Source organism: Fuscovulum ytuae, from assembly GCF_029953595.1.
In the GTDB taxonomy this organism is placed as follows: domain Bacteria; phylum Pseudomonadota; class Alphaproteobacteria; order Rhodobacterales; family Rhodobacteraceae; genus Paragemmobacter; species Paragemmobacter ytuae.
The window spans coordinates 1292699-1315239 of record NZ_CP124535.1 but is presented as its reverse complement, the minus strand read 5'-3'; the positions used below and the strand labels follow the sequence as shown (position 1 = coordinate 1315239).

General features: G+C 62.9%; 23 protein-coding genes. 21 read left to right on the top strand and 2 right to left on the bottom strand.

The genetic code is table 11. From position 1 onward, the window contains the following. The 17 genes from QF092_RS06310 to QF092_RS06230 all read left to right on the top strand — a co-directional run bounded on the left by QF092_RS06310 (position 1) and on the right by QF092_RS06230 (position 15263). A complete protein-coding gene (locus QF092_RS06310) occupies positions 1–246 on the top strand; it encodes a hypothetical protein (protein ID WP_281468657.1) in 246 nt (81 codons plus the stop codon). Beyond that, positions 243–743, top strand: coding sequence for a DUF3291 domain-containing protein (locus QF092_RS06305; protein ID WP_281468655.1), 501 nt, complete (start codon positions 243–245; stop codon positions 741–743). The genes QF092_RS06310 and QF092_RS06305 overlap by 4 nt, the downstream gene beginning before the upstream one ends. A 5-nt stretch (positions 744–748) precedes the next feature. Beyond that, positions 749–928, top strand: coding sequence for a hypothetical protein (locus QF092_RS06300; RefSeq protein ID WP_281468653.1), 180 nt, complete (start codon positions 749–751; stop codon positions 926–928). Continuing rightward, positions 921–2933 carry an NADH-quinone oxidoreductase subunit NuoG gene (gene nuoG, locus QF092_RS06295; RefSeq protein WP_281468651.1) on the top strand — a complete coding sequence of 671 codons (2013 nt, stop codon included), beginning with the start codon at positions 921–923 and terminating at the stop codon, positions 2931–2933. The genes QF092_RS06300 and nuoG overlap by 8 nt, the downstream gene beginning before the upstream one ends. A gap of 8 nt (positions 2934–2941) precedes the next feature. Next, the gene (locus QF092_RS06290) at positions 2942–3355 is read left to right on the top strand and encodes a hypothetical protein (RefSeq protein WP_281468649.1); all 414 of its coding nucleotides are present in this window, start codon (positions 2942–2944) and stop codon (positions 3353–3355) included. Between the two features lie 12 nt (positions 3356–3367). After that, positions 3368–4405 (top strand): NADH-quinone oxidoreductase subunit NuoH, encoded by a 1038-nt coding sequence (gene nuoH, locus QF092_RS06285; protein WP_281468647.1) that lies wholly within the window; start codon positions 3368–3370, stop codon positions 4403–4405. A gap of 5 nt (positions 4406–4410) precedes the next feature. Then, positions 4411–4905 (top strand): NADH-quinone oxidoreductase subunit NuoI, encoded by a 495-nt coding sequence (gene nuoI / locus QF092_RS06280; RefSeq protein WP_101920862.1) that lies wholly within the window; start codon positions 4411–4413, stop codon positions 4903–4905. A gap of 17 nt (positions 4906–4922) precedes the next feature. Continuing rightward, on the top strand, positions 4923–5333 hold the full coding sequence (locus QF092_RS06275; protein WP_281468645.1) for a carboxymuconolactone decarboxylase family protein: 411 nt from the start codon (positions 4923–4925) through the stop codon (positions 5331–5333). Next, positions 5330–5944 carry an NADH-quinone oxidoreductase subunit J gene (locus tag QF092_RS06270; RefSeq protein WP_281468644.1) on the top strand — a complete coding sequence of 205 codons (615 nt, stop codon included), beginning with the start codon at positions 5330–5332 and terminating at the stop codon, positions 5942–5944. The genes QF092_RS06275 and QF092_RS06270 overlap by 4 nt, the downstream gene beginning before the upstream one ends. A 97-nt stretch (positions 5945–6041) precedes the next feature. After that, positions 6042–6548 (top strand): hypothetical protein, encoded by a 507-nt coding sequence (locus tag QF092_RS06265; RefSeq protein WP_281468642.1) that lies wholly within the window; start codon positions 6042–6044, stop codon positions 6546–6548. A 28-nt stretch (positions 6549–6576) separates the two neighbouring features. Continuing rightward, positions 6577–6882, top strand: coding sequence for an NADH-quinone oxidoreductase subunit NuoK (gene nuoK / locus QF092_RS06260; protein ID WP_023665161.1), 306 nt, complete (start codon positions 6577–6579; stop codon positions 6880–6882). A gap of 6 nt (positions 6883–6888) precedes the next feature. Continuing rightward, entirely contained in the window at positions 6889–9054 is a 2166-nt protein-coding gene (gene nuoL / locus QF092_RS06255; protein ID WP_281468638.1) for an NADH-quinone oxidoreductase subunit L, read from the top strand. Between the two features lies 1 nt (position 9055). Beyond that, entirely contained in the window at positions 9056–10594 is a 1539-nt protein-coding gene (locus QF092_RS06250; protein WP_281468636.1) for an NADH-quinone oxidoreductase subunit M, read from the top strand. 13 nt (positions 10595–10607) lie between these two features. After that, complete coding sequence (nuoN, locus tag QF092_RS06245) at positions 10608–12044, top strand: NADH-quinone oxidoreductase subunit NuoN (protein WP_281468634.1); 1437 nt, start codon at positions 10608–10610, stop codon at positions 12042–12044. A gap of 1 nt (position 12045) precedes the next feature. Then, entirely contained in the window at positions 12046–12801 is a 756-nt protein-coding gene (locus tag QF092_RS06240) for a biotin--[acetyl-CoA-carboxylase] ligase (RefSeq protein ID WP_281469801.1), read from the top strand. Between the two features lie 12 nt (positions 12802–12813). Continuing rightward, positions 12814–13593, top strand: coding sequence for a type III pantothenate kinase (locus QF092_RS06235; RefSeq protein WP_281468632.1), 780 nt, complete (start codon positions 12814–12816; stop codon positions 13591–13593). Then, a complete protein-coding gene (locus QF092_RS06230) occupies positions 13590–15263 on the top strand; it encodes a ribonuclease J (protein ID WP_281468630.1) in 1674 nt (557 codons plus the stop codon). Before QF092_RS06235 ends, QF092_RS06230 begins: the two co-directional genes overlap by 4 nt. A 101-nt stretch (positions 15264–15364) precedes the next feature. Here QF092_RS06230 and QF092_RS06225 read toward each other — a convergent pair whose 3' ends face one another. After that, positions 15365–16981, bottom strand: a complete 1617-nt coding sequence (locus tag QF092_RS06225; protein ID WP_281468628.1) for a DEAD/DEAH box helicase — start codon at positions 16979–16981, stop codon at positions 15365–15367. A 215-nt stretch (positions 16982–17196) separates the two neighbouring features. Between QF092_RS06225 and QF092_RS06220 the strand changes: the two genes are divergently transcribed. The 3 genes from QF092_RS06220 (at position 17197) to QF092_RS06210 (ending at position 19869) form a co-directional block, all read left to right on the top strand. After that, a complete protein-coding gene (locus tag QF092_RS06220; protein WP_281468626.1) occupies positions 17197–18153 on the top strand; it encodes a hypothetical protein in 957 nt (318 codons plus the stop codon). Continuing rightward, the gene (locus tag QF092_RS06215; RefSeq protein WP_281468623.1) at positions 18153–19151 is read left to right on the top strand and encodes a hypothetical protein; all 999 of its coding nucleotides are present in this window, start codon (positions 18153–18155) and stop codon (positions 19149–19151) included. Before QF092_RS06220 ends, QF092_RS06215 begins: the two co-directional genes overlap by 1 nt. Before the next feature lie 112 nt (positions 19152–19263). After that, positions 19264–19869 (top strand): PepSY-associated TM helix domain-containing protein, encoded by a 606-nt coding sequence (locus tag QF092_RS06210; protein WP_281468621.1) that lies wholly within the window; start codon positions 19264–19266, stop codon positions 19867–19869. A 132-nt stretch (positions 19870–20001) separates the two neighbouring features. On the opposite strand, the gene QF092_RS06205 is transcribed toward QF092_RS06210, so the two are convergent. After that, positions 20002–21600, bottom strand: a complete 1599-nt coding sequence (locus tag QF092_RS06205; protein ID WP_281469799.1) for a peptide chain release factor 3 — start codon at positions 21598–21600, stop codon at positions 20002–20004. A 100-nt stretch (positions 21601–21700) separates the two neighbouring features. On the opposite strand from QF092_RS06205, the gene QF092_RS06200 reads away from it, so the two are divergent. Further along, a complete protein-coding gene (locus tag QF092_RS06200) occupies positions 21701–22480 on the top strand; it encodes an SDR family oxidoreductase (protein ID WP_281468619.1) in 780 nt (259 codons plus the stop codon). The last annotated feature ends 61 nt before the right edge of the window (positions 22481–22541 follow it).

Below are 22541 nucleotides of genomic sequence, written 5' to 3'. Positions count from 1 at the left end.
ATGGCGGCAGCCCTTTCCCTGACGCTGGGCCTTGCGGCCTGCGCGGCCCCGCAGGGCGGCGGGACGGCGGTGCCGTCCGCGCCCTTGCGGGTGACGAATGGAGGGCTGCCTTTCGCCTATCACGAGGGGGCTGCGGCCAAGCGGGTGGCGCTGGAGACCTGCGCGGCGGAAGGCCGGGAGTTGCGCACATCGATCTATGACAGGTTCGACGCGGGCGCCTGGGTCTTTGTGGAGGGCTGCGCATGACGCCCGCCGGAATGCATCTGGCCGAGTTGAATGTGGGCCGCCTGCTGGCGCCGACGGATGATCCGCGCGTGGCGGAATTCATGGCGGCGCTGGACCGGGTGAATGGTCTGGGCAAGCGGATGCCGGGTTTCGTGTGGATGATGGAAGGGTCGGGCGCGCCGGGTGTGGGGAATACGGAAGCCAAGATCGATGGCGATCCGCAGTTCGTTTCCAATCTGACGGTCTGGGAAAGCGTCGAGACGCTGGAGAATTTCGTCTGGAACACCGTACATCGGGCGTTTTACGAGCGGCGGGCCGAATGGTTCGAGGTGCTGGGCAAGATGCATTTCGTGATGTGGTGGGTGCCTGCGGGGCATCGGCCCACACTGGAGGAGGCGCTGGCGCGGCTGGCGCATCTGCAAGCCCATGGGGACAGCGACCATGCCTTTGGCTGGACCTGGTTGAAAGAGGCGCAACTGTGGAAGGACCACCGTTGCGCCCAAGTGGCGGCGGAGTAGGGATCATGTGTTACGGCAATATCGACCCCAAGCTTGCCCTGCGCGAAACCGAGGCGCGGATGAAGGGCGTTTCGGTTTTTACCAAGGAAAACAAGGATGACGCGGCGCGCCCGGCTTTTGGGGCGGCGGGCTGGCTGCGTGCCGCCATGGCGCGGCTGATGCGGAAGGACGAGGCGCATGTCTAATCTGAAGGCCATCTCTATCGACGGGATCGTGGTCGAGGTCGATCCGGCGATGACGATCATTCAGGCGGCCGAGGTGGCGGGCGTGGAAATCCCGCGCTTCTGCTATCACGAGCGGCTGTCGATCGCGGGCAACTGCCGGATGTGTCTGGTGGAAGTGGTGGGCGGCCCGCCGAAGCCTGCGGCATCTTGCGCGATGCAGGTGCGCGACCTGCGCCCCGGTCCGAATGGCGAGCCTGCGGTGGTGAAGACCAAATCACCCATGGTGAAGAAGGCCCGCGAGGGCGTGATGGAGTTTCTGCTGATCAACCATCCGCTGGACTGCCCGATCTGCGATCAGGGCGGGGAATGCGATTTGCAGGATCAGGCCATGGCCTATGGCGTTGATTTTTCACGCTATCGTGAGCCCAAGCGGGCGTCTGATGACCTGAACCTTGGTCCGCTGGTGGCCACCAAGATGACGCGCTGCATTTCCTGCACGCGCTGTGTGCGGTTCACGACCGAGGTGGCCGGGATCACGCAGATGGGCCAGACGGGACGGGGCGAGGATAGCGAGATCACATCCTATCTGAACATGACGCTCGACAGCAATTTGCAGGGCAACATCATCGACCTGTGCCCGGTGGGGGCGCTGACGTCGAAGCCCTATGCGTTCACGGCGCGGCCTTGGGAATTGACCAAGACGGAAACCATCGACGTGATGGATGCGCTGGGGTCGAATATCCGGGTGGATACGAAGGGGCGCGAAGTGATGCGCATCCTGCCGCGCAACCATGACGGCGTGAACGAGGAATGGATTTCCGATAAGACGCGCTTTGTCTGGGATGGGTTGCGGCGGCAGCGGCTGGATACGCCTTATATCCGCGAGAATGGCAAGCTGCGGAAAGCGGGTTGGGGCGAGGCGCTGGCGGCGGCCGCGGCGGCGATGAAGGGCAAGCGGGTTGCCGGGCTGGTGGGTGATCTGGCACCGGTCGAGGCGGTTTATTCGCTGAAGGCACTGGTCGAGGGTCTGGGCGGGCATGTGGAATGCCGCACGGATGGGGCGCGTCTGCCGGTGGGCAATCGTTCGGCCTATGTGGGCAATGCGCTGATCGAGGATATCGACGCGGCGAAGTCCATTACCCTGATTGGAACCAACCCGCGGGTAGAGGCGGCGGTTCTGAATGCGCGCATCCGCAAGGCGTGGCTGAACGGTGCGCAGGTCACGGTGTACGGTCCTGCGGTCGATCTGACCTATGATTACACCCATGCGGGCACCGATCGCGCGGCGTTGGTCGCGGCAGTGGCGGCAGCGCAGCCGTCGGACAAGCCCGGCGTGGTGATCGTCGGCCAAGGCGCGATCAACGAGGCGGATGGCGAGGCGGTCCTTTCGCAGGCCATGGCGCTGTGCGCCGCGACAGGGGCGAAGCTTCTGGTGCTGCAGACCGCGGCGTCGCGCGTGGGCGCGATGGATGTGGGGGCGGTGACAGAGGGTGGATTGGCGGCGGCCACCGAAGGGGCGGAGGTAATCTATAACCTTGGCGCCGATGAGGTGGAGATCGCGGCCGGGCCCTTCGTGATCTATCAGGGCAGCCATGGCGACCGGGGTGCGATGCGCGCCGACATCATCCTGCCGGGCGCGGCATGGACGGAAGAAAATGGGCTGTTCGTGAATACCGAAGGCCGCCCGCAACTGGCGCTGCGCGCCGGTTTCGCGCCGGGAGAGGCGAAGGAAAACTGGGCCATCCTGCGGGCCTTGTCGGCGGAGTTGGGGGCTGCGCTGCCTTGGGACAGCATGGCGGCGCTGCGCCGCGCACTGGTGGCCGCGCATCCGCATCTGGGACGGGTGGATGAGGTGGCAGAGGCCGAGTGGCAGGCGCTGGAGGTGAAGGCCCCGGCGAAGGCCGATTTCCGGCTTGCGATCCGCGATTTCTATCTGACCAACGCGATTGCCCGTGCATCGGCCCTGATGGGTGAGTTGTCGGCCATGGCGGCCGAACGGGCAAAGCCCGCGCTTGCGGCGGAGTGAGGCATAGAATGGCGCGGAGCTTCGGCAGCATGGCAAGGGCAGGGGTCGCGGCAGCGGCCTTGGCCGCCTGCGCGCCTGCAACCGGGCCAGAGGTCGCCGGGCGCGCGGATTTCGATCCGGGCTATCGGGGGATCGAGACGATCCTGCTGGACGGCGATCTGGTGAATTTCCGCGTGGCGATGACCGGCGCGCGAGACAAAGCCGATGTAGAGGCCTATGCGCGTTGCGCGGCGGCTCAATATGCGCTGATCCGTGGTGCGGGCTTTGCCCGGCATGTGCGGACGACCGTGGCGCAAACTGGTTCAATCTGGCGGGGGGATGCGGTCTATACCATCTCGGCCGCCCTGCCCGAAGGGTTCCGAACGATCGACGCCGAAGTGACGGTGCGCGATTGCGGAGCGCTGGGCATACCGACTGTCTGAGGGAAAGGCATCATGAACGAATTCTTCACAACGGGGACGGGGACGGCGGTTCTGGTGGCGGCGCAGGCGCTGCTGCTCGTCGGGTTCGTGATGCTGTCGATGCTGTTTCTGGTTTATGGCGACCGAAAGATCTGGGCCGCGGTGCAGATGCGGCGCGGGCCGAACGTGGTGGGGCCGTGGGGTCTGTTGCAGACCGTGGCCGATGCCGCGAAATACGTCTTCAAAGAGATCGTGGTCCCTGCCGGGGCGGATCGTCCGGTCTTTTTCCTTGCGCCGATGCTGTCCTTCGTGCTGGCGCTGATGGCTTGGGCTGTGATCCCCTTCGATGATGGCTGGGTGCTGGCCAATATCAACGTGGCGATCCTCTTCGTCTTCGCCATGTCCTCGCTTGAGGTTTATGGCGTGATCATGGGGGGATGGGCGTCAAACTCCAAATACCCGTTCCTTGGTTCGCTGCGGTCGGCGGCGCAGATGATTTCCTATGAGGTGTCGCTGGGCCTGATCATCATCGGGATCATCATTTCCACGGGGTCGATGAACCTTTCGGCCATCGTTGCGGCGCAGGATGGTGATCTGGGGCTGTTCAACTGGTTCTGGCTGCCGCATCTGCCGATGGTGGTGCTGTTCTTCGTGTCGGCGCTTGCCGAAACGAACCGCCCGCCCTTTGACCTGCCGGAAGCGGAATCCGAACTCGTGGCGGGGTTCATGGTGGAATATTCCTCGACGCCCTTCCTTCTGTTCATGGCCGGGGAATATATCGCCATCTATCTGATGTGCGCGCTTCTGAGCCTGCTGTTCTTCGGCGGCTGGCTGTCGCCCATTCCGGGGCTGCCCGACGGGTGGTGGTGGATGGTGGCGAAGATGGCCTTCTTCTTCTTCCTGTTTGCCATGGTGAAGGCGATCACGCCCCGCTACCGCTATGACCAGCTGATGCGGATCGGTTGGAAAGTGTTCCTGCCGCTTTCGCTGGCCTGGGTCGTGATCGTGGCGTTTCTTGCGAAATTCGAGGTCTTCGGCGGCTTCTGGGCGCGCTGGGCAATTGGAGGCTGATGACGATGGCGAACATCGATTGGACCCGCGCAACGCGCTATTTCCTGTTGCAGGATTTCATCAAGGGCTTTGCCTTGGGCATGAAGTATTTCTTCGCGCCGAAGGCCACGCTGAACTACCCGCATGAGAAGGGCCCGCTTTCGCCCCGGTTCCGCGGCGAACATGCGCTGCGCCGTTATCCCAATGGCGAGGAACGCTGCATTGCCTGCAAGCTGTGCGAGGCGGTCTGCCCGGCGCAGGCCATCACCATCGATGCCGAACCACGCGAGGACGGCAGCCGTCGGACCACGCGCTATGACATCGACATGACCAAGTGCATCTATTGCGGCTTCTGCCAAGAGGCCTGCCCGGTGGATGCCATCGTCGAGGGGCCGAATTTCGAATTTTCGACCGAGACGAGGGAAGAGCTTTTCTACAACAAGGAAAAGCTTCTGGAGAACGGCGCCCGCTGGGAAGCGGAGATCGCACGCAACCTTGAACTTGACGCACCCTATCGGTGACGGATCGGATTTTCGGAATGAATGACGCCTTCACCAAGATGTTCCAGCAGATGATGGAAAGCAGCCAGGAAATGGTGCGCGCCTTCAATCCTGCCTTGGAGAATATGCAGGTGAAGGGGTTCGACCAATTCTTCCCCACCATGTCGAAGGACATGATGGAGATGTGGTTCGGCAAGACCTTCAACCGCGAAGGTCTGGATGCAAAGACCCGGCTTCTGGTGACCATCGCCGCGCTGACGGTGTTGGGCGCGCAGGCCGAGCCGCAGCTGAAGCTGACGGTGCGGCACGCGCTGGAGGCCGGGGCCACGCAACGCGAGATCGCCGAGGTGATCTGGCAGATGAGCATGTTCGGCGGCCTGCCCGCCATGCAGAAGGCGCTGGAGATTGCCCAGTCCGTCTTCGGCGAGATCGAGGAGAAAGACGCATGAGCGTTGCTGATTACGCCTTCTATGCCTTTGCCATCGTCACGGTGACGGCAGGCCTTCTGGTGACGGTGAGCCGCAACCCCGTGCATTCGGTGCTGTGGCTGATCCTTGCTTTCCTGTCTTCGGCGGGGCTTTTCGTCCTGCTGGGGGCGGAGTTCGTGGCGATGCTTCTGATCATCGTCTATGTGGGCGCGGTGGCGGTGCTGTTCCTGTTCGTCGTGATGATGCTGGATATCGATTTCGCGGCCCTGAAGGGCGAGATGGCGAAATACATGCCGCTGGCGTTGTTGATCGGGGTCGTGATCCTGATGCAGATCGGGCTGGGCGTGGGGGCTTGGGTGCAGGCTGACGGTGCGCTTGGTCTGCGGCAGGCGGTGGCGCCGGATGCAGGTCAGGTGGAGAACACCAAGGCGCTGGGGCTGATCCTTTATGACAAGTACATCTACCTGTTCCAGGCTTCGGGCCTGATCCTGCTGGTGGCGATGATTGGGGCGATCCTTCTGACGCTGCGGCACCGGAAGGATGTGAAACGGCAGAATGTGCTGGCGCAGATGTGGCGCGACCCGGCCAAGGCGATGGAATTGAAGGATGTGAAGCCCGGTCAGGGATTGTGACGGGCTTTGGTGCGTGTGAGCGCACCTGAGGATGAGTAGGATGGGCGGTTCGCCCATCCCCAAAAGGAAAAAGGCCGAAGGCCTGAGGGAACCGAAGATGGTTGGACAGTGGACGCAAGGTGGAAAGGCAGGGCGCGGCTTGGCCGTGGCTCTGGGTCTTTCGACGCTTGCCCTTCTGGCCGGCTGCATTTCGGACGAACAGGCCGTGGATATGGGCCTTGCCACGCAATGCGAGGCCGATGGCACCGTGGCAAAGCTGGGCGATCCGGCCGGGCGTTACGTCACCAAGACCAATGTTGAGGTCTGCAAGGGCCCGCGGCGCGACAGCTATAACGAGACGGCGCTGGAGATCATCGACTGCGGCAACTTGACGACGCTGCGCGTGGGCGTCATCCGCCAAAGCGCGGATCAGGCGCGGCGTGGCGCGGATTACAATCACAGTGTTCCTGTGGAACAGGCGCGGCTGCGTCTGAGGGTCGGGCTGACCGATCTGGCAGGAACCGAGGTCGCGCTGGCCGCGGCGGGCGTGCCTGTCACCCGCGTTGCGGGGCAGGGCGCGGAGCAATGCACGAAACTGGCCGCCGGGGCGGCGCAAACGAACTGAACGGGCAATCCGCCCGGAGGGAACGAGAATGGTTGGACTTGAACATTACCTGACGGTCGCCGCGGCGCTGTTCGTGATTGGGATCTTTGGCATCTTCTTGAACCGGAAGAATGTCATCGTGATCCTGATGTCGATCGAGTTGATGCTTCTGTCCGTGAACATCAACCTCGTGGCCTTCTCGTCCCATTTGGGCGATCTGGTCGGACAGGTCTTTACCATGTTCGTCCTGACCGTCGCCGCCGCCGAGGCCGCCATCGGCCTTGCCATCCTCGTCGTCTTCTTCCGCAACCGCGGGACGATCGACGTGGAAGACGTCAACGTGATGAAGGGTTAAGCCGCCATGGCAACGATCATCCTCCTTGCGCCGCTGGTCGGCGCGCTGATCTGCGGCTTCGGCTGGCGTTTCATCGGCGAGAAGGCCGGGCAGATCATCGCAACCGCGCTGATCTTTCTGGCGGCGATCTTGTCATGGGTCATCTTCCTGACCTTTGACGGCGAGACCTACAAGGTCGTGCTGATGCGCTGGATCGAAAGCGGCAGCATGGGCAGCGAATGGGCGATCCGCATCGACCGTCTGACGGCGATCATGCTGGTGGTGGTGAATTCGGTCTCGGCGCTCGTGCACCTCTATTCCTTTGGCTACATGGCGCATGACGACAATTGGCGGGACGATGAGCCCTATCGGGCCCGGTTCTTTGCCTATCTGTCCTTCTTCACCTTCTCGATGCTGATGCTGGTGACGTCGGACAATCTGGTGCAGATGTTCTTCGGTTGGGAAGGGGTGGGGGTCGCGTCCTATTTGCTGATCGGGTTCTATTACAAGAAACCTTCGGCCAATGCGGCGGCGATCAAGGCCTTTGTGGTGAACCGGGTCGGGGATTTCGGCTTTGCGCTGGGGATTTTCGCGCTGTTCTACCTGACGGACAGCATCCGGTTTGACGATGTGTTTGCGGCTGCACCCGCCCTGGCCGAGACGAACCTGACCTTCCTTTGGGGGGAATGGAACGCGGCGAACCTGATCGGGGTTTTGCTGTTCATCGGGGCGATGGGGAAATCGGCGCAGCTGTTGCTGCATACATGGCTGCCCGATGCGATGGAGGGGCCGACGCCCGTGTCCGCGCTGATCCATGCGGCCACGATGGTGACGGCAGGGGTGTTCCTTGTCTGCCGGATGTCGCCCATCTACGAATTCGCGCCGCATGCCACGGCCTTCATCACGGTGCTGGGGGCGACGACGGCCTTCTTTGCCGCGACCGTGGGTCTGGTGCAGAACGACATCAAGCGCGTGATCGCCTATTCGACCTGTTCGCAGCTTGGCTACATGTTCGTGGCGGCGGGTGTGGGCGTCTATTCGGTGGCGATGTTCCATCTGTTCACGCATGCCTTCTTTAAGGCGATGCTGTTCCTTGGCGCGGGGTCGGTGATCCATGCCACGCATCACGAGCAGGACATGCGGTTCTACGGGGGCCTGCGCAAGAAGATCCCGCTGACTTTCTGGGCCATGATGATCGGCACGCTGGCCATCACGGGCGTGGGCATTCCGCTGACGCATTATGGTTTCGCCGGGTTCCTGTCGAAGGATGCGGTGATCGAAAGCGCCTATGTGGGCAGCCATTATGCCTTCTGGCTGCTGGTTGTGGCGGCAGGGTTCACGTCTTTCTATTCGTGGCGGTTGATGTTCCTGACCTTCTATGGCGAGAGCCGGGCCAAGGCGCATGGGCATGGCCATCACGGGCATGATGATCACGGGCATGGCGATCATGGGCATCATGAGCCGCATGAAAGCCCGACGGTCATGTTGATCCCGCTTGGGGTGCTCGCGCTGGGCGCGGTGTTTTCGGGGATGATCTGGTACAACGTGTTCTTTGGCGATGAGGCCAAGGTCCGCGGCTGGTTCGGGCTGCCTGTGGCCGAGCAAATGGCGGATGCTGGTCATGGCGAAGATGCGGCCCATGGCGCGACCGAGGGCGAGGGTCATGCCGCCACGACGGCGTCCGAGGGCGAGGGGCATGGCGAGGGTGAGAAGGCGCATGCCTTCCCGCAGCCGGAACCCGGTCAGGGCGCGATCTTCATCGGGCCTGAAAACCATGTGCTGCACGAGGCGCATCTGGTGCCGAAATGGGTGAAGGTGTCGCCCTTCGTCGCGATGGTCCTTGGCTTCCTTCTGGCCTTCCAGTTCTACATCCGCCGTCCGGACCTGCCCGGCAAGCTGGCCGAGCAGCAGCGCCCGCTTTACCTGTTCCTGCTGAACAAGTGGTATTTCGACGAGCTTTACGACTGGATCTTCGTGCGGCCTGCAAAATGGCTGGGCGGGTTCCTTTGGAAGAAGGGCGACGGCGCGGTGATCGATGGTTCGATCAATGGCGTTGCCATGGGGATCATCCCGTTCTTCACCCGGCTCGCGTCACGCGCGCAGTCCGGCTACCTGTTCCACTATGCCTTTGCCATGGTTCTGGGCATCGCTGCCCTGATCACGTGGATGACGCTCTCGGGGGGCGCGCACTGATATGGAAAACCTCCTCTCCATCATCACCTTCATTCCGGCTGTCGCGGCGGCCATCCTTGCCTTGTTCTTGCGCGGGGATGATGCGGCGGCGCAGCGGAATGCGAAATGGCTGGCGCTGCTGGCCACGACGGCGACCTTCCTTGTTTCGCTGTTTGTGCTGTTCGGGTTCGACCCGGCTGATACCGGGTTCCAGTTCGTAGAAGAGTACGACTGGATCCTTGGCCTGCAGTACAAGATGGGCGTGGATGGGATTTCGGTCCTGTTCGTGATGCTGACGACCTTCCTGATGCCGATCACGATCGCGGCCTGCTGGGAGGTGGAGCATCGGGTGAAGGAATACATGATCGCCTTCCTTCTGCTGGAAACGCTGATGCTGGGCGTGTTCTGTGCGCTTGACCTCGTGCTGTTCTATTTGTTCTTCGAAGCTGGGCTGATCCCGATGTTCCTGATCATCGGCATCTGGGGGGGGAAGGAGCGCATCTATGCGGCCTTCAAGTTCTTCCTCTACACCTTCCTGGGGTCGGTGCTGATGCTGGTTGCCATGATCGCGATGTATATGGATGCGGGCACGACCGACATCCCGTCGCTTCTGGCGCATAACTTCGGGTCGGAGGACATGCAGGTATTGGGCGTCCATGTGGTGGGCGGCCTGCAAACGCTGCTATGGCTGGCCTTCTTTGCGTCCTTCGCGGTGAAGATGCCGATGTGGCCGGTGCATACATGGCTGCCCGATGCCCACGTGCAGGCCCCGACGGCGGGGTCGGTTGTTCTGGCGGCGATCCTTCTGAAGATGGGGGGCTATGGCTTCTTGCGGTTCAGCCTGCCGATGTTCCCGGTGGCGTCCGATCTGCTGGCACCCTTGGTCTTCTGGATGTCGGCGATTGCCATCGTTTACACGTCGCTGGTGGCGCTGGCGCAGCAGGATATGAAGAAGCTGATCGCTTATTCGTCGGTGGCCCATATGGGCTATGTGACGATGGGGATTTTCACTGCGAACCAGCAGGGGATCGACGGGGCCATCTTCCAGATGCTGTCGCACGGCTTTATCTCAGGCGCCTTGTTCCTGTGCGTTGGCGTCATCTATGACCGGATGCACACGCGCGACATCGACGCCTATGGTGGGTTGGTGAACAGGATGCCGGCCTATGCACTGATCTTCATGTTCTTCACGATGGCCAATGTGGGCCTGCCGGGGACATCGGGCTTCGTCGGCGAATTCCTGACGCTGATGGGTATCTTCCAGGTGAACACATGGGTCGCGGCTGTGGCGACGACGGGGGTGATCCTGTCGGCGGCCTATGCGCTGTGGCTGTATCGCCGGGTGGTCATGGGCGATCTGGTGAAGGAAGCGCTGAAATCCATCACCGACATGAACCGCCGCGAGAAGGCGATCTTCGCGCCGCTGGTGGCGATGACGCTGATCCTTGGCGTCTATCCGTCCTTGGTGACCGATATCATCGGGCCGAGTGTCGGGGCGCTGATTTCCGATTACCAGGCTGCGCTGCCCGTCGTGGACGGCACGCAACTGGCGCAGAACTGAGGGGACGTTCGAGATGACGCCGCAAGATTTTTCGACCGTTCTGCCCGAGGTGGTGCTGGCCGTCTATGCGATGGCCGCGCTGATGTTCGGGGTCTATACGACGAAGGACAAGGCTGCCCCCTTGATCAGCTGGGCCACGGCGGGGCTGTTCCTTGCGCTGGCCTTGTGGATCGGCGCAGGTGGGGTGGGGGAGCGGACGGCCTTTGGGGGCATGTTCATCGACGATCCCTTCGCGCGCTTTGCCAAGGTGATGATCCTTGTTTCTGCGGCGGCCGTGCTGATCATGAGCCAGGATTACATGATCCGGCGCGATCTGCTGCGGTTCGAATATCCGATCCTGCTGGCGCTTGCGGTCGTCGGCATGATGATGATGGTGTCGGCGGGCGACCTCATGGCGCTGTATATCGGGCTCGAGCTGCAATCGCTGGCCCTTTACGTGGTGGCGGCGGTGCGGCGCGACAGTGTGAAGTCGACGGAAGCAGGGTTGAAGTATTTCGTCCTTGGCGCTCTGTCTTCGGGCATTCTGCTTTATGGCGCGTCGCTGACCTATGGGTATGCCGGCACGACGCTGTTTTCGGGCATCTTGTCGTCGCTGCATCATGGCGCGCCGATTGGTCTGCTGATCGGTCTGGTGTTCATGCTGGCCGGGTTGGCCTTCAAGGTGTCGGCGGCGCCCTTCCACATGTGGACGCCGGATGTGTATGAAGGGTCGCCTACGCCGGTGACGGCCTTCTTCGCGACGGCACCGAAGGTTGCGGCCATGGCGCTGCTGGCGCGGTTGTCTTGGGATGCCTTTGGCGCGATCCCCGGTGATTGGACGCAAGTGCTGGCGGCATTGGCGGTGATTTCGATGTTCCTTGGCGCGGTGGCGGCCATCGGGCAGCGGGATATCAAGCGTCTGATGGCCTATTCGTCGATTGCCCATATGGGCTATGCGCTGGTCGGTCTTGCGGCGGGCACGGCGGAAGGCGTGCAGGCCATGCTGATCTATATGGCGATCTATGTGACGATGAACGTGGGCATCTTTGCCTTCATCCTGTCGATGGAAAAGGACGGGCGTCCGGTGACCAGCATCGACAGCCTGAACATGTTTTCCAAGAAAGAGCCGATGAAGGCACTGGCCATGCTGGTGCTGATGTTCAGCCTTGCCGGCGTGCCGCCGATGGTGGGCTTCTTCGGCAAGTTCTACGTGCTGAAAGCGGCGGTCGATGCCGATATGACGTGGTTGGCGCTGGCCGGGGCGGTGGCTTCGGTGATCGGGGCCTTCTACTACCTCCGCATCGTCTTCTTCATGTATTTCGGCAAGGAAACCGAGGGCGTCGAGTCCCGCATGGCCCCTGCGCAATGGGCGATGCTGGTGGCGGTGTCGGTTATCATGGTGGCGGGGATCGTGAACCTGTTCGGGATCGAACCCGTGGCCGCCATCGCGGCGGAAGCCCTTGTCCGGTAACGTGTCCGATGCGCCATGGCCGGAGGGGGTGGGCCGCCGCCTTCTGAATACGGTCGACAGCACAAATGCCGAAGCTTTCCGGCTGGCCCCGCAGATGGCGGGGCCTTGCTGGATTCTGGGCGGTGAGCAGACGGCGGGCCGGGGGCGGCGGGCGCGGGCATGGGCCAGCCCGCGGGGGAATTTCCACGGCACGCTGCTGTTGCATCCCAAGGAGCCCGCGGCAGAGGTGGCGCTGCGGTCCTTTGCGGCCGCGCTGGCGCTGCGCGAGGCTTTTGTTGCGGTGACGGGCCTGCCTGCGGCCTTTTCCCTGAAATGGCCGAATGATGTGCTGTTGAACGGCGGCAAGGTGGCGGGCATTCTTTTGGAGAGCAGCGGGGCAGGGCAGGGGGTGGCCCATCTGGCCATCGGGATCGGGGTGAACCTGATTGCTGCACCCGATCCGGCGCAGGTAGAGGCGGGGGCGGTGCGGCCTGTTTCGCTTTTGTCCGAGACGGGGGTGCGGGTTTCGCCAGAGGCTTTTCTGGCCGCGCTGGCCCCGGCCTATGCGCGCTGGGAAGCGATCTTTACGTCGCAAGGTTTCGCGCCATTGCGGGCCGAGTGGCTGGCCCATGCGGCGCGGCTGGGCGAAGTGATCCGGGCGCGGACGGGGGCTGAGACGCGCGAGGGCCTGTTTGAGACGATCGACGACAGTGGCGCGCTGATCCTGCGCCAACCGGGCGGGTCCGTCGCCATTCCGGCGGCGGAGGTTTTCTTCTGACAGGGGGGAAGGATGCTCCTCACCATCGATTGCGGGAATACGAACACGGTCTTTTCGATCTGGGACGGGACGCGCTTCATCGCGACGTGGCGGATCGCGACCGATCACAAACGGACAGCTGATGAATACCATGTGTGGCTGTCATCCTTGATGATGCTGACGAAGACCGAGGCCACGATCACGGATGCGATCATCTCATCCACCGTGCCGCGGGTGGTGTTCAATCTGCGGGTTCTGTGCAACCGCTATTTCGATTGCCGTCCGTTGGTGGTGGGGAAGCCGGAATGCCGCCTGCCCGTGGCGCCGCGCGTGGATCAGGGCACAACGGTGGGGCCGGACCGATTGGTCAACACTGTCGGCGCGCATGATCGCCATGGCGGCGATCTGATCGTGGTGGATTTCGGCACGGCTACGACCTTTGACGTGGTGGATACGGATGGGGCCTATATCGGTGGCGTCATCGCGCCGGGGGTGAACCTGTCGCTTGAGGCGCTGCATATGGCTGCCGCCGCGCTGCCGCATGTGGATGTCAGCCGCCCGGCCAAGGCCATCGGCACGAATACGGTGGCCTGCATGCAATCGGGCGTGTACTGGGGCTATATCGGGCTTGTCGAGGGGATCGTGCGCGAAGTGCGCAAGGAACGCGACCGCGAAATGAAGGTGATTGCTACGGGGGGCCTTGCCTCCCTTTTCGCGCAGGATACCGCGCTATTTGACAGCGTCGAGGATGACCTGACCATGCATGGTCTGATGCTTATCGATGCCTATAACAAGGAACTGGAACGCGCATGACTGTGAACCGGCTGATCTACCTTCCCCTCGGCGGTGCCGGGGAGATCGGGATGAACGCCTATGTCTATGGCTATGGACCTGCCAACAAGGAACGGCTGATCCTTGTCGATATCGGGGTGACCTTTCCGGATATGGACACGACGCCGGGGGTGGATCTGATCCTGCCGGATGTGAGTTGGCTGGAAGAGAATCTCGACCGTCTGGAGGCGATCTTCATCACCCATGCGCATGAGGATCATATCGGTGCCTTGGGGCATCTGTGGCCGAGGTTGCAGAAACCCGTTTACGCCCGTCGCTTTACCGCAACGGTCGGACGGTTGAAGTTCGAAGAGCAGGGGTTGCCCATCGAGGCGATCAACATCGTGGAGGCGCGGCCCGCCACGGTGGAGGTGGGGCCGTTCAAGGTTCAATTCGTTCCGGTCAGCCATTCGATCCCTGAAAGCGCGGCGCTGGTGATCGATACGCCGGCCGGGCGGGTGGTGCATTCGGGCGACTTCAAGCTGGACCCGAACCCGGTCGTGGGAGAGGCGTGGGACGACGCGCGGTTCACCGAGATCGCGGCAGAACGGCCGGTGAAGGCGCTGATGTGCGATTCCACCAACGTCTTCTCGCTGCATCCGGGGCGATCGGAAAGTTCGATCCGCGAGCCGATCCGCGAATTGGTGGCCAGCCGGGGCGGGCTGGTGGTGGCCACGACCTTTGCATCCAACGTGGCGCGTCTGAAGACGCTGGCCGAGGCGGCGAAAGCGGCGGATCGGTCGGTCTGCCTGATGGGACGCGCCATGAAGCGGATGGTGGCGGCGGCTGAGCAGTCGGGGGTTCTGACCGATTTCCCGCGCACGGTTTCGCCTGAGGATGCGGCGGATATCCCACGCGGGAACCTGATGCTGATCGTGACGGGATCGCAGGGCGAACGGCGGGCGGCATCCGCGCAGCTGTCGCGGGGCAAATATCTGGGGATGGAGATGAAGGCGGGGGACCTGTTCCTGTTTTCGTCAAAGACCATTCCCGGCAACGAGCGCGAGGTGCTGCGCATCGTCAACAACTTTTCGGAGATGGGCGTTGACGTGATGGATGACGGGGGTGGGAGATACCACGTCTCGGGCCATGCGAACCGCCCGGATCTGGAGCAGGTGCATCGGCTTTTGCTGCCTGACATGCTGATCCCCATGCATGGCGAGCATCGGCATTTGCGCGAACATGCCCGGATCGGGGCTGAGGCTGGGCTGGCGACGGCGGTGGTCACCAATGGGATGATCGTCGATCTGACGGGGGAGGCCCCGGTGACGGTGGGCCATGTGGAGACGGGGCGGCTTTATCTGGATGGCAGCGCCATCGTGGGGGCGTTGGACGGGGTGATCCGCGACCGCATCCGCATGGCGCTGAACGGCAAGGTTATGGTGACGGTGATCCTTGACGATGACAATGAGGTGCTGGGCGAGGCTTGGGTCGAATGCATGGGGCTGGCCGAAAAGGGCCGGTCGGGCGTTCTGGCCGAGGTGATCGAGGGGGAATTGAACGATTTCCTTGATGGTGCCGGGCGCAAGATCCTGTCGGATGACGACAAACTGGACGAGGCGCTGCGGCGCATCGTGCGGCAGGTGGGCATGGAAGAAATCGGCAAGAAGCCGGAAGTGACAGTGGTGGTCAGCCGGTTGATGGCGGAGTAATCGCCCCTTGGGGCGAAACGAAAGGCCGGTCCCTTGCGGGGCCGGCCTTTTCGCTTGGCGTTGGGGGGAGATTCTTCCTACGAAGAATCCTTGCCGGCGGTTTAGCCGTCCGTGCCGTTGGCGGGGCTGTCGTCCTCACCCTCATCCGCAGTGGGGGCGGCGATCTTGAAGCTGCGCAGGATGAAATCCGGCACATGGTCGCCCATCCCGACAACCGGGGGACCGGAACGGTCATCGCGGTCGCGGTAACGGTCGCGGCGATCGTCGCGCCCTTCGCGGCGGTCGTCCCGGCGGGGACGGTCTTCGCGGCGCGGGGCCGGAACTTCGGCCATCACGGGTTCGGGGGCTGCTTCGACAACCACCTCTTCGCGGCGTTCGCGGGGGGCGCGGTCTTCACGCGGTGCCCGTTCTTCACGCGGTGCCCGGTCTTCACGCGGTGCCCGGTCTTCGCGTGGGCCACGATCTTCGCGCGGGCCACGGTCGCGGCCACGGCCACGGCCACTGCGTTCACCGCCACGGCCGCCGCGATCTTCGCGCGGGCGGTCGGAGCCTTCGCTGGCGAGGTCCAGCCCTTCGGGTAGATCACCACGCGGGATGGACTGTTTCACAAGGCTTTCGATGGCACCCAGATATTTGTCATCGGCAGGCACGGCGATGGTGAAGGCCTTGCCCTGACGGCCTGCGCGGCCAGTGCGGCCGATGCGGTGGACGTAATCCTCGGGGTGGGAGGGCACGTCGAAGTTGAAGACATGGCTGACGGCGGGGATATCCAGCCCGCGCGCGGCCACGTCGGAGGCCACGAGAAGGTGAAGCGTGCCGTCCCGGAATTCATCCAACGTCTTCATCCGCTGCGACTGTTCCAAATCGCCGTGGATGGGGGCCGCGTTGAAACCGTGGGATTTCAGGGATTTCGCCACCACATCCACATCCATCTTGCGGTTGCAGAAGATGATTGCGTTGGTGCAGGCCTCACCCTCACCCCGGATCAGCGCACGAAGGACGGCGCGCTTTTCGGTGAAGCTGCGGTCTTTGCGGGTGGGTTGGAACTGGATCAGCTTCTGTTCGATTGTGGCCGAGGTGGTGGATTGGCGCGCCACCTCGATCTTTGCCGGGTTCGACAGGAAGGTGTTGGTGATCCGTTCGATTTCCGGCGCCATCGTCGCGCTGAAGAACAGGGTCTGACGCGTGAAGGGGGTCAGTTGGAAGATGCGTTCGATATCGGGGATGAAGCCCATGTCAAGCATGCGGTCGGCTTCATCCACCACCATGATCTGCACGCCTGTCAGCAAAAGCTTGCCGCGTTCGAAATGGTCCAGCAGACGACCGGGGGTGGCGATGAGGACATCGACGCCGCGATCAATCAGCTTGTCCTGTTCGCCGAAGGACACGCCGCCGATCAGAAGGGCCTTCGTCAGCTTTGTATGCTTGGCATAGATGTCGAAGTTTTCTGCCACCTGCGCCGCGAGTTCACGGGTGGGCGCGAGGACGAGGCTGCGCGGCATACGGGCGCGGGCGCGGCCTTGGCCCAGAAGGGTGATCATCGGCAGCGTGAAGCTGGCGGTCTTGCCCGTTCCGGTCTGGGCGATGCCAAGGACATCGCGGCCTTGCAGGGCGTGGGGGATGGCCTGTGCCTGAATGGGCGTGGGCGTTTCATAGCCCGCTTCGGTGATGGCCTGAAGTACGCGCGGATCGAGCGCGAGATCGGAGAATTTGGTCATATGCGTCCTTAAGGATGCGGGATCGGCCCGCATGGGTGAAGGGACGCTGCTGTCCGGGCGCCCCGGCGTCAATTCGGGCCCGAAAGGCCCGTTGCTGCGTTAGCTGAAATTACGACGAGGGTCAATGATCCGCCTTGGACGCCAAGGTTGACAGGGCGTTACGGGCCAAGTTACGACAATTCGGTTGGTTTTTGTGGCGAGTGGGGTGTTTCTTGATGGAGACGGCGCGCAAGGCGACCGATCCCGTCATGGCCGGGCCGGATGAGGCCTTGGCCTTGCCTGATGCAAATTCGCCTCCGCCACCACCGCCGCCTCAGCCCTCGCCTGCAGCCGATATGCCCGCCGCCACCTTGCCTGAAGGTGGGGTGCAGCCCTTGGTTTATTATGCGGTCTGGCTACCGGGGCCTGCGGGGGCGCCTACAGGGGCGCCGATCTATCTGCCCGCTGGAGGGGGCGCGTTGCCGCCTGTGGCAGGTAGTCCGCCCCCTGTAATGGCCCCGGCCCCGGCGCAGGCGCCTGGCGGGGCGGGCTCTGCTGCATCCCAAGCGCAGGCGCATAATCAGCGCCTTTTGGTCTGGGCGATCATCCTTGGGGTAATGGCCGTGCATTTGCCGTGGATCGCCTATCTGGTGGCCGTGCATGGCTGCTGGGGCACCTTCATCGATGCCTGCTGGCAGGCCCCGGTGACGGAAGGGTTACTGGAGGGCGAGATCGATCCTTTCGCCGAGACGGTGGGGGACCCCTATCTCTTTGCCCGGATCGTGTTTCTGATGCTGCGCGTGCAGGCCGTGCTGTCCGCCGATTGGGGGGAATACAGCCAGGCGATGCAGCTATCGACGGGATTGGGGTCATTTGTGCTGACCCGGATCGTTGCTTCGAACGGGCTGGTCTTTCAGGCGCGCGGGAAGGCTGTCTATCTGGCAGCGCTGTGCCTGACGCTGTTTTTCATCCTGTTCTGGGCCGAGTTGCACCTGACCTCGGACGAGGGTCACCCGCTCTTGGGGGATGATACGGTGCTGGATTACATCTCGCAGACCCTGCCGCCCGATTTCGCGAGTTATGGATCGGTGCGCGACGGGCTGATGCAACTTCTGCAATTCCTGCGGCTTGCCGATGCCCTGATCCTTGGGGCCTGCCTTGCTTTGCCGACAACCCAGAGAAAGACCGCGTGATGCCAATGCTATGCCTGTTTGCCGATTTTCGCCGTCTTGCCGCCTGCCTTGGCCTTGTTGCGGGGCTGGTCGCCTTGTCCGGGGCGGAGGGTGCAGCGCGCGAAACTGAGCTGCGGTTCGATTTCGCCTTTGTCGAGACGGGGTTGCCTGCGCCTGCGCCAGAGATCGTGGTGACGGATCTTTATTCGGATCGCCCCCTTTCGGTTGCGACGGTTGAGGCTGAGGCAGAGGGTTTGGCCCGTCGCGTGGTGCTGTTGGAGGCGGATCGCTTTGATGGGCCCTATGCGCGGCTGCGCGTGGCGGTATCCGGGCTGCAATTGCCCGCGGGCGACAGCAAGAGCGATGAGGTGATCCGTTTTGCCTTTGAAATGGTGCTGCGGCGCGATCTGTTGCCGGATGGGCCCTTGGAGGTGCGTATCCCCGTCGTCACCACATCGCGGCGGCAGGCGATGAAGCCCTATATGGCGATGCCTGAGTTGCAGGAGGACTTGCCGGATCGGTTCTTCATGGCGCAGCAGTGGATGTCGCTTTATCAGGCCAGCGCCGAGGCCGTGGCGGCGGCCCCGCAGGGCTTTGCGCTGCATCGGCTGATTGCGCGGGCGGTGGTGGATTTCGCCATCGCCACCGCGGATGCGCGACGTGGGCCGGTCCTGATCTTGCCGACGCCGGAACTGAAGCAGACGCTTGATCTCTATTGGGCGTCGATGCCGACGGGGCAACGGACGCATATCGCGGCCTATGAGGATGCGCGCACGATCCTGTGGCTGGAGGTGCCCTTGGCGGAAGAGATGTTGCGCCGCGCAAGGCGGAGCGGGATCGAGGCCCCCGCCGCCTGTGCGCAGGCGCGCGAACATCTGGATTTCTTTGCCCGACGTTTGCCTGCCGAAGAAGAGGCCGGGCGGGTGGATCGGCTGTTCCCTTCGCCCGGCACGCTTGCCGGGTATCTGGAGGGGCGGCGGCTGGACATCCTTTTTGCCTGCACCCGCTTGCGTATCTGAACGGGCGTAAACCTTTATCAAGACGGGCGATCTGTGACCGAAGTCGCATGGCGCGGCGGAGGGGGGTATGCGAGGATCAGACCATCCCGCACCTATGCAAGGCCCGCCGCCCATGTCTTTCGAACGTCTGGTGAAAACCCTCCATTCCTGGTTGGGCGTGCTGATCCTGCCTTGGGTTGTGGCGATCGGCTTTACCGGGCTTTATATGAACCATGACGACCTGATCCTGTCGATCTTCCCGACCGAGCATTATGCGACGGATGGCTTCGACAGCTCGCCGCTGGCGCGGCCGCAGGATGAGGCTTCGGCCGAGGCGATGGCGGCGCGATTGGCACCGGGGGCGGACCTGTTCCTTGACGATGAGGAGGACCGTTTTCGGCATCGGGATGTCTTTATCTTCGATGCCGGGGATGTCGACGTGATCGTGGATCAGGCGACAGGTTTTGCATGGACCGACAGCCGCTATATGACGCGGACCTATGCACCGGATGGGACGTGGCTGCATACAAGAGTGCGATGGTCGCGGGTGCTGTCTTCGATCCACGAAAGGGGCTGGGTGGGCACGGCGCTGGGTACGTGGCTGGCCGATATCACTGCGGGGGCCTTGGTGATCTTTGGGCTGTCTGGGCTTGTACTGTTTGCAATGCCGCGCCTGCGACGGCGGAAGAACCGCCGCGCGAAGGCGGCGATGCTGAAGGCGGTGGTGGCGCGCGGGTAGCGATTTCTGGCGCAGAAATCGCGTCGGAATTTGACGCAAATTCCGGTTTGTGGCGGGGCGTTTCAGTCTAGGTGCGTTTCAGTTCAAGGACGTGTGGGTCGCTGCGGAATGTGGGTCACATTCCAAGAGACCTTAGACCATCATCTCTTTCGTCGCGGTGAGTCTGAGTTCGGGATAATCGCGTTCCACCCGGTCGATGTCCCATTTCAGGCGCGTCAGATAGACCATGTCGCCGTCATTGTCGGTGGCGATATGGCCCTTGTTGACGTTGACGAAACGCTCCACCTCGGCCTTTGGGCCGGAAACCCAACGGGCAGAGGTGAACTGTGAGGCTTCGAACCGCACAGGAAGGGAGTATTCCTGTTCGATCCGGCTGGCCAGCACCTCGAATTGCAAAGCGCCCACAACACCCACGATGAAGCCTGAGCCGATCATCGGTTTGAAGACCTTGGCGGCCCCTTCTTCAGCAAACTGCATCAGGGCCTTTTCCAGATGCTTGGCCTTCATCGGATCGCCCGCGCGCACGCCTTGCAAAAGTTCCGGTGCGAAAGAGGGAATGCCCGTGAAGCGGAGGCTTTCGCCCTCGGTCAAGGCGTCACCGATGCGGAGTTGGCCATGGTTCGGGATGCCGATGATATCGCCCGCCCATGCCTCTTCGGCCAGTTCGCGATCAGCGGCAAGGAAGAGGACAGGGTTCGACACCGCCATCGGTTTCTTGGACCGGACATGCAAGAGTTTCATGCCCCGTTCGAAATGACCCGATGCAAGGCGGACAAAGGCCACGCGGTCGCGGTGTTTGGGGTCCATATTGGCCTGAACCTTGAAGACGAAGCCGGTGACGGGCGTTTCATCCGCCGCGATCTGGCGTTCTGCGGCCTTTTGCGGCTGGGGCGTGGGGCCGTATTCGCCCATCCCATCCATCAATTCCTTTACCCCGAAGGAGTTGATAGCAGAGCCGAACCAGATTGGCGTCATGGACCCGTTGAGGAAACTTGCCCGGTCGAAGGCGGGCAGGAGTTCGCGCGCCATCTCGACCTCTTCGCGCAGCTTGGCGAGGAGGTCGGCGGGGATATGGTCGGCCAGCTTCGGGTCATCCAGACCGTTGATCTTGACCGATTCCGCGACGCGGTTGCGGTCGGCGCGATCCATGATCTCCAACCGGTCATGGAGGAGGTCATAGGCCCCAAGGAAATCGCGGCCCATGCCGATGGGCCATGAGGCGGGCGTCACGTCGATGGCGAGGTTCTGCTGGATCTCGTCGATGATTTCGAAGGTGTCGCGGGATTCGCGGTCCATCTTATTGCAGAAGGTCAGGATCGGCAGGTCGCGCAGGCGGCACACCTCGAACAGTTTCTGCGTCTGGGATTCTACGCCCTTTGCGCCGTCGATCACCATGATGGCCGCATCCACCGCCGTGAGCGTGCGATAGGTGTCTTCCGAAAAGTCCGAGTGGCCGGGGGTATCGACAAGATTGAAGCGATACTGGCCATAGTCGAAAGACATGGCCGAAGCGGAAACAGAGATGCCGCGTTCCTGTTCCATCTTCATGAAGTCGGACCGCGTGCGCCGCGCTTCGCCCTTGGCGCGGACCTGACCGGCCATCTGGATCGCGCCCCCGAAGAGGAGGAATTTTTCGGTCAGCGTGGTCTTGCCAGCGTCGGGATGCGAGATGATCGCAAAGGTCCGGCGGCGGGCGATTTCGGGCGGAAGGGTGGGGCGGTTGTCCAGCATGGCGGGCATGTAGCCGAAAGCGCGCGGGCCGTCCACTGGGCAGGCGGCTTGCAGGGCGCGGCGTGGGCAGTTAGGCCTTGGAAAACCACGGAGGGCGACGATGGATCTGGGCATCAGGGGCAAACGGGCGCTGGTTTGCGCATCAAGCAAGGGGTTGGGCCGGGGCTGCGCCGAGGCGTTGGCTGCGGCGGGGGTGGACCTTGTCCTGAACGCGCGTGGGGCAGAGGCGTTGGAGGCGACGGCAGCAGCGATCCGGGCGCGGCACAATGTGGGCGTGGTCGCGGTGGTCGCCGATATCACGACGGAAGAGGGCCGCGCGCGGGTGCTGGACGCCGCGGGGGAGGTGGATATCCTCGTCACCAATGCAGGCGGCCCACCGCCGGGCGTGTGGTCGGACTGGACGCGCGATGATTTCATCCGGGCGCTGGATGCAAATATGCTGACACCCATCGCGCTGATGCAGGCGGTTCTGCCGGGGATGATGGCGCGGGGCTGGGGGCGGGTGGTCAACATCACCTCGCAATCGGTGAAGGCCCCCATCGCGGCGCTGGGCCTTTCCAATTCTGCCCGCGCGGGGCTGACGGGGTTCGTGGCGGGCACCTCGCGGCAGGTTGCGCCGCATGGGGTGACGATCAACAACCTGCTGCCCGGCATCCATGACACGGACCGGGCTGTGAGCCTTGATCAAGGGGTGGTGAAGGCTGAAGGGATCAGCATGGAAGAAGCGCGGGCGCGTCGCGCGGCGACGATCCCCACGCGACGCTATGGCGACCCGGCCCACTTTGGCGCGGCTTGTGCGTTTTTGTGCTCGCAGCAGGCGGCGTTTATGGTGGGGCAGAATGTGTTGCTGGATGGGGGGGCGACTTTGGCGACGTTGTGAGGGGGCATTTGCGCGAGCCTTCCCCTTGCGTTACCGTAGGGCGTCTTGTTGCCAAGAATTC

What these genes read in the sequence shown, in the direction of transcription:
- QF092_RS06215 (WP_281468623.1), top strand. Translation starts at nt 18,153, where the DNA reads ATGCCAATGCTATGCCTGTTTGCCGATTTTCGCCGTCTTGCCGCCTGC.
- QF092_RS06205 (WP_281469799.1), bottom strand. Translation starts at nt 21,600, where the DNA reads ATGCTGGACAACCGCCCCACCCTTCCGCCCGAAATCGCCCGCCGCCGG.
- nuoL (WP_281468638.1), top strand. Translation starts at nt 6,889, where the DNA reads ATGGCAACGATCATCCTCCTTGCGCCGCTGGTCGGCGCGCTGATCTGC.
- nuoK (WP_023665161.1), top strand. Translation starts at nt 6,577, where the DNA reads ATGGTTGGACTTGAACATTACCTGACGGTCGCCGCGGCGCTGTTCGTG.
- nuoN (WP_281468634.1), top strand. Translation starts at nt 10,608, where the DNA reads ATGACGCCGCAAGATTTTTCGACCGTTCTGCCCGAGGTGGTGCTGGCC.
- QF092_RS06270 (WP_281468644.1), top strand. Translation starts at nt 5,330, where the DNA reads ATGAGCGTTGCTGATTACGCCTTCTATGCCTTTGCCATCGTCACGGTG.
- QF092_RS06230 (WP_281468630.1), top strand. Translation starts at nt 13,590, where the DNA reads ATGACTGTGAACCGGCTGATCTACCTTCCCCTCGGCGGTGCCGGGGAG.
- nuoI (WP_101920862.1), top strand. Translation starts at nt 4,411, where the DNA reads ATGGCGAACATCGATTGGACCCGCGCAACGCGCTATTTCCTGTTGCAG.
- QF092_RS06225 (WP_281468628.1), bottom strand. Translation starts at nt 16,981, where the DNA reads ATGACCAAATTCTCCGATCTCGCGCTCGATCCGCGCGTACTTCAGGCC.
- QF092_RS06210 (WP_281468621.1), top strand. Translation starts at nt 19,264, where the DNA reads ATGTCTTTCGAACGTCTGGTGAAAACCCTCCATTCCTGGTTGGGCGTG.
- QF092_RS06220 (WP_281468626.1), top strand. Translation starts at nt 17,197, where the DNA reads ATGGAGACGGCGCGCAAGGCGACCGATCCCGTCATGGCCGGGCCGGAT.
- QF092_RS06300 (WP_281468653.1), top strand. Translation starts at nt 749, where the DNA reads ATGTGTTACGGCAATATCGACCCCAAGCTTGCCCTGCGCGAAACCGAG.
- nuoH (WP_281468647.1), top strand. Translation starts at nt 3,368, where the DNA reads ATGAACGAATTCTTCACAACGGGGACGGGGACGGCGGTTCTGGTGGCG.
- QF092_RS06265 (WP_281468642.1), top strand. Translation starts at nt 6,042, where the DNA reads ATGGTTGGACAGTGGACGCAAGGTGGAAAGGCAGGGCGCGGCTTGGCC.
- QF092_RS06200 (WP_281468619.1), top strand. Translation starts at nt 21,701, where the DNA reads ATGGATCTGGGCATCAGGGGCAAACGGGCGCTGGTTTGCGCATCAAGC.
- QF092_RS06235 (WP_281468632.1), top strand. Translation starts at nt 12,814, where the DNA reads ATGCTCCTCACCATCGATTGCGGGAATACGAACACGGTCTTTTCGATC.
- QF092_RS06290 (WP_281468649.1), top strand. Translation starts at nt 2,942, where the DNA reads ATGGCGCGGAGCTTCGGCAGCATGGCAAGGGCAGGGGTCGCGGCAGCG.
- QF092_RS06305 (WP_281468655.1), top strand. Translation starts at nt 243, where the DNA reads ATGACGCCCGCCGGAATGCATCTGGCCGAGTTGAATGTGGGCCGCCTG.
- QF092_RS06250 (WP_281468636.1), top strand. Translation starts at nt 9,056, where the DNA reads ATGGAAAACCTCCTCTCCATCATCACCTTCATTCCGGCTGTCGCGGCG.
- QF092_RS06275 (WP_281468645.1), top strand. Translation starts at nt 4,923, where the DNA reads ATGAATGACGCCTTCACCAAGATGTTCCAGCAGATGATGGAAAGCAGC.
- QF092_RS06310 (WP_281468657.1), top strand. Translation starts at nt 1, where the DNA reads ATGGCGGCAGCCCTTTCCCTGACGCTGGGCCTTGCGGCCTGCGCGGCC.
- nuoG (WP_281468651.1), top strand. Translation starts at nt 921, where the DNA reads ATGTCTAATCTGAAGGCCATCTCTATCGACGGGATCGTGGTCGAGGTC.